3 protein-coding genes are annotated in these 4,432 nt (G+C 65.2%); 2 read left to right on the top strand and 1 reads right to left on the bottom strand.

The window, feature by feature from the left end:
- Positions 1-534: 534 nt before the first annotated feature.
- Entirely contained in the window at positions 535-1,314 is a 780-nt protein-coding gene (locus tag GVL61_RS24275) for a helix-turn-helix transcriptional regulator (RefSeq protein ID WP_235037900.1), read from the bottom strand.
- 165 nt (positions 1,315-1,479) lie between these two features.
- Between GVL61_RS24275 and GVL61_RS24270 the strand changes: the two genes are divergently transcribed.
- Together GVL61_RS24270 and GVL61_RS24265 are read left to right on the top strand one after the other, a co-directional pair.
- Positions 1,480-3,630, top strand: coding sequence for a marine proteobacterial sortase target protein (locus GVL61_RS24270; protein ID WP_159983824.1), 2,151 nt, complete (start codon positions 1,480-1,482; stop codon positions 3,628-3,630).
- Positions 3,627-4,229 carry a class GN sortase gene (locus tag GVL61_RS24265; RefSeq protein ID WP_159983822.1) on the top strand — a complete coding sequence of 201 codons (603 nt, stop codon included), beginning with the start codon at positions 3,627-3,629 and terminating at the stop codon, positions 4,227-4,229. Before GVL61_RS24270 ends, GVL61_RS24265 begins: the two co-directional genes overlap by 4 nt.
- Positions 4,230-4,432: the final 203 nt, after the last annotated feature.

The raw sequence follows: 4,432 nt of genomic DNA, 5'->3' as shown, positions 1-4,432 counted from the left end.
AATACTGCCACCCCGAGCCCTGAAGCCCCAGGAGCAGGCGCCGTCGCCCACATGTCCCTTCATCAAAAACCTACAATGTCAAAAAGCACAACCAGACAAAAAACCCGGACAACCACTCATCCCCCGCTTCTTGCGATTAGGGAGAGAGCCAGATGCCCGTCCAATGTCGGCAACCGCGGCAACAACCAGATGGTCCGCTGCGGTGAACAGCCCTCTAAGAGCCACCCTCGATTCGGTCAACACTCTATTTCAAAAAAGCTTCATGAAACTCCCACAACCCCAGATTTGCGCCGTTTCTCGAACAAATGACCACCCAAGATCCAGCCCATTCGCCGGATCGTCATATGGGAATTATCCCCCGTTGAACGAGCCGAAAACCGGGCTTGGCCAGCACTCTTCAAGCCCGCAGTAGGGCGACGGGCTTAAAATCGCGCCGAAGTGGATCTGCCTCCCGTCCCGCACGGCGGCTTTTCATCCAGCCAGGTCGCTGCTCCACATTAGCAGCGCCTGTAATGAAGATATGCGAAGCGCTGTTCAGCCGGGGACGTGAAGGCGGGCGAAGTCACCCTCTGTCGAACGGTTCAGCATTTCACGGTAGGCTGCGAAATGCGGCATATCCGGAGTGACGAGGCCGAACTGCGTGTCCTCCCCATCGCGTAGCTTGCCAAGGGCGAGCGGCGCCGCGGCGGGGACGAGCTGCGAGCCGTGCCCGACTTCCAGCGTGGTCAGGATGCCTAGCAGGCCGCCGTCGATGGTCGGGCGCGACAGGATGGCGAGACGGTATTGCCCCTGCTCGTTGGTTACCAAATAAATGTGCCCGGAAAGGTTGGGCATCGAAACCTGCCCTGCCTGTTCGAAGCGGGCGTCGGAACGACCCGATTCCGCGAAACAGAGGCATGCCTTCTCAGGAACCCAGCGGATCGTGGTGAGATAGGCGAAAAGGCCGCCCGGCGTGCCGAAACTGGGCCGCACGGTGAGGTAGCGCCCTTCAAGCCAGGTCACCGCCGAGCGGGCGTAGGCGCCCATCGCCTCGGGCGCGACATCGCCTCCGCTCGGCGCCTGCGCTGCAAAGCCAGCGCGCAGGCTGACGCCCAGTGCTTCCTCAATCCGAAGCAGCGTGGCCAAGGTGAAAGGGCGTTTTCCAGCCAGCGCCTTCTCCAGTGTGGACAGGCTGATGCGCGCCATGTCCGCCAGCGCCTGACGCGAGATACGGCGGCGTGCAATCTCCTCACGCACGCGGCGACCGATCTCCGCACCTTCCGGGGATATCGTGTCGGCTTCGGATGCGTCTTCGGGCGTAATGTTCGTGGGCATAGTCATTGCGCCTATTTGCACACAAATGCGGACATCCCGTCAACACCGCCGTCATTGTGCGTCTTCCCCCACACGGCGCGGCAGGAACAGGCCGAAACTGCTCGTGGCTGTGCGCAAGCCCCTGCACATAAAGGAATGGTTCCGTACCTTCGATGGAGCCGAACCATGCCGCATTCCTTCGCTTTTCGCAGCGCCCTGATCCCCGTCGCCGTGCTGGCGCTGGGTGCGCCAGTCGCCTTCGCGTTGCATGCCACAGCCGCCCTCGCCTCCGATGAAGCGGGGGAGGACGCCGCGCCCGACGATGGACCTGCAGCCGGCACCCTGATGCTGCGCGGCCAGGGCATTGCCCAAGCTCTGCCCGCCGTCCGGCTTGGCACAGACATGGAGGTGAACGTCACCGGGCAGGTGGCCCGCGTGCGCGTCACCCAGGCATTTCGCAACACTTCCGACAAGTGGATGGAGGCCAGCTACCTTTATCCCCTGTCGCAGGACGGCACGGTGGATTCGCTGAAGATGGTGGTGGGCCAGCGCGTGATCGTCGGCCGCATCCAGCCGCGAGAGAAAGCCCGCGCCACTTATGAGCAGGCCAAGGCCAGCGGACGCAAGGCCGGACTGGTCGAACAGCAGCGGCCCAACATGTTCTCCACCATGGTCGCCAATGTCGGCCCCGGCGAGACGGTGCTGATCGCGATCGAGTATCAGGCCCCGGTGGCCCAAGCCAACGGCACGTTCTCGCTGCGCCTGCCACTGGTGGTGGGACCGCGCTACACACCGCCCCATACCCTGGCTTCGGATGCCGCCGTGGCGGATGCGAATGCGGTGACAGCCGCGCCGGTCCTCGATCCCAAGCTGGGTGCGAAACTGAACGGGGGCCTCAACCCCACCTCGATCGCGGTCCGCCTTGCGCCCGGGTTCGATGTCGCCAACCTCATCAGCCGCTATCACCGCGTCAATGTATCCGGCGCGCTGAACGACCGCACCATCCGGCTGGCCGATAGCACCGTCCCGGCAGACCGCGACTTCGTGCTGGAATGGCGATCCGCCTCGGCCGACCCCACGCTCGGCCTATTCGCCCAGCACACCGCCAAGGGCGATTACGTAATGGCTTCGGTGACGCCGCCTGCCGATCTGTCCGCCCTGCCCACGCCTCCGCGCGAAATGGTCTTCGTTATCGACAACAGCGGCTCAATGGGCGGAGATTCGATGGATGAGGCGAAGGCCAGCCTGATCCATGCCTTGGGAACGCTGCGCCCGCAGGACCACTTCAACGTGATCCGTTTCGACGACACCATGACCCGCCTGTTCGAGCACAGCGTGGCCGCCACGCCCGATCAGGTCGCACTGGCGCGCCGCTTCGCCGCTTCCCTCGAAGCGCAGGGCGGCACAGAAATGCTTCCCGCCTTGCGCGCCGCGCTGGCAGATGCCGGCGGCGGGAGCGATCCCGACGTGCTGCGTCAGATCGTGTTCATGACCGACGGAGAAATCTCGAACGAACGCGAGATGATGGCCGCCATCGGCGCCGACGGCGGACGCAGCCATGTGTTCATGGTCGGCATCGGTTCGGCCCCCAACGACTATCTGATGGAGCGCATGTCCACCATCGGCGGCGGCGTTTACACCCATGTCGGCGCGCCCGGCGAAGTGGCGGCGAAGATGATGCCGCTGCTCGACGTGCTGAGCCATCCGGCAGTGCGCGACCTGTCGGTGCGGGTGGAGGGCGGCTCGCTCGACCTGACGCCCTCGCGCCTGCCCGATGTTTATGCAGGCCGCCCGCTGGTGCTGGTGGGCCGCAGCGACCACCTTGCCGGCACGCTGACTGTCAGCGGCAGGATCGGCGGCAAGCTGTGGGAACGGCGGGTAGACCTGGCCGCCGCCCTGCCCAGCCCGGCAGTGGAAAAGCTCTGGGCCCGGCGCCGCGTCACGGACATCGAGGCAGACCGCGCGCTCGGCAAGCTGGACGACACGGCGGCAGACGCCGAAATCGAACGGGTGGGCATGGAAAACGGGATCGTGACCGGCCGGACCAGCCTTGTCGCCGTGGATGAAACGCCCTCGCGCCCGGACGGCGCCCGCCTGACCCGCGAGGAACTGCCGATCAACCTTCCCGCAGGCTGGGATTTCGACGGCCTGTTCGGACAGGCCGCGCAGCGGGCCGCAGGCGGGGAAGGCTCGGGCGATCTTGCCGCCATGCAGGCGCAGGCGCTGGAACTCCCGCAGACCGCCACCGGCTTTCTCGGCGTGATCGGCAAGGGCTGTGCGCTGCTGCTGGCGGGCCTTGCCGGGCTTGCCGGGCTGATGCGCCGGAGGGCAGCATGATCCTGCTCCCGCGTATCAGGGAGGCCGCGCATAAACGCGGCCTCTGCGTTATCCTGCTGGCCGCGCTATGCCTTGCAGGCGTGGCCGAGATCGGGCGCGGCCTTTACGTTCCGGCCAAGGCGGTGGCCGCACAGGTCCTGCTGGAACGCGCCTTCGCGCGCAGCCTTGCAGACCACAGGCCGCGCAGGCCCTGGCCCTGGGCTGACATGACGCCGCTCGCCCGGCTTTCGGTGCAGCGGCTTGGCGTGACGCGCATGGTTCTGGACAGCGGATCGGGGCAGGCGCTGGCGTTCGGGCCCACGCTGCTGCCCGGCGGGGCAGCGCCGGGCCAGCCGGGCACCGCCGTCATCGCCGCCCACCGCGACACGCATTTTCGCTTCCTGCGCGAATTGCACAGGGGCGATGTCGTGACTCTGGAAACCCGCGCCGGGCTGAAACGACGTTACCGGGTGACCGGCACGGACGTAGTGCGCTGGGACCGCTACGCCGTGCCCGACAGCACGTCGGGCGAACGACTGGACCTGACGACATGCTTTCCCTTCGACACCATCCGGCGCGGTCCCTGGCGCTATGTAGTCCATGCGGAAATCATCCAGTAATCCGCTTAAAAACGTTCAAAGGGCGCATTTTTAGAAGCGGTACAGGGTCCGTCCCGAAGAACACGAAAATATCTAACCCGGAAAATTCACGCGGGTTGGCGGATGTGGCGTAAAGCACTGATTTAACGTATGATTTGGTTGCTTAAGCCGATCGACGTCATTTCAGGAAAGCCACACCCGCCATGGACGGTTCTACTCTGCCG

Source organism: Novosphingobium sp. 18050, assembly GCF_902706195.1.
Classification (GTDB): Bacteria; Pseudomonadota; Alphaproteobacteria; order Sphingomonadales; family Sphingomonadaceae; genus Novosphingobium.
This window is presented reverse-complemented; position numbering and strand designations above follow the sequence as displayed.

Bases quoted from the DNA above. Each gene is read 5' to 3' on its own strand.
- GVL61_RS24275 (WP_235037900.1), bottom strand. From the start codon at position 1,314: ATGCCCACGAACATTACGCCCGAAGACGCATCCGAAGCCGACACGATA.
- GVL61_RS24270 (WP_159983824.1), top strand. From the start codon at position 1,480: ATGCCGCATTCCTTCGCTTTTCGCAGCGCCCTGATCCCCGTCGCCGTG.
- GVL61_RS24265 (WP_159983822.1), top strand. From the start codon at position 3,627: ATGATCCTGCTCCCGCGTATCAGGGAGGCCGCGCATAAACGCGGCCTC.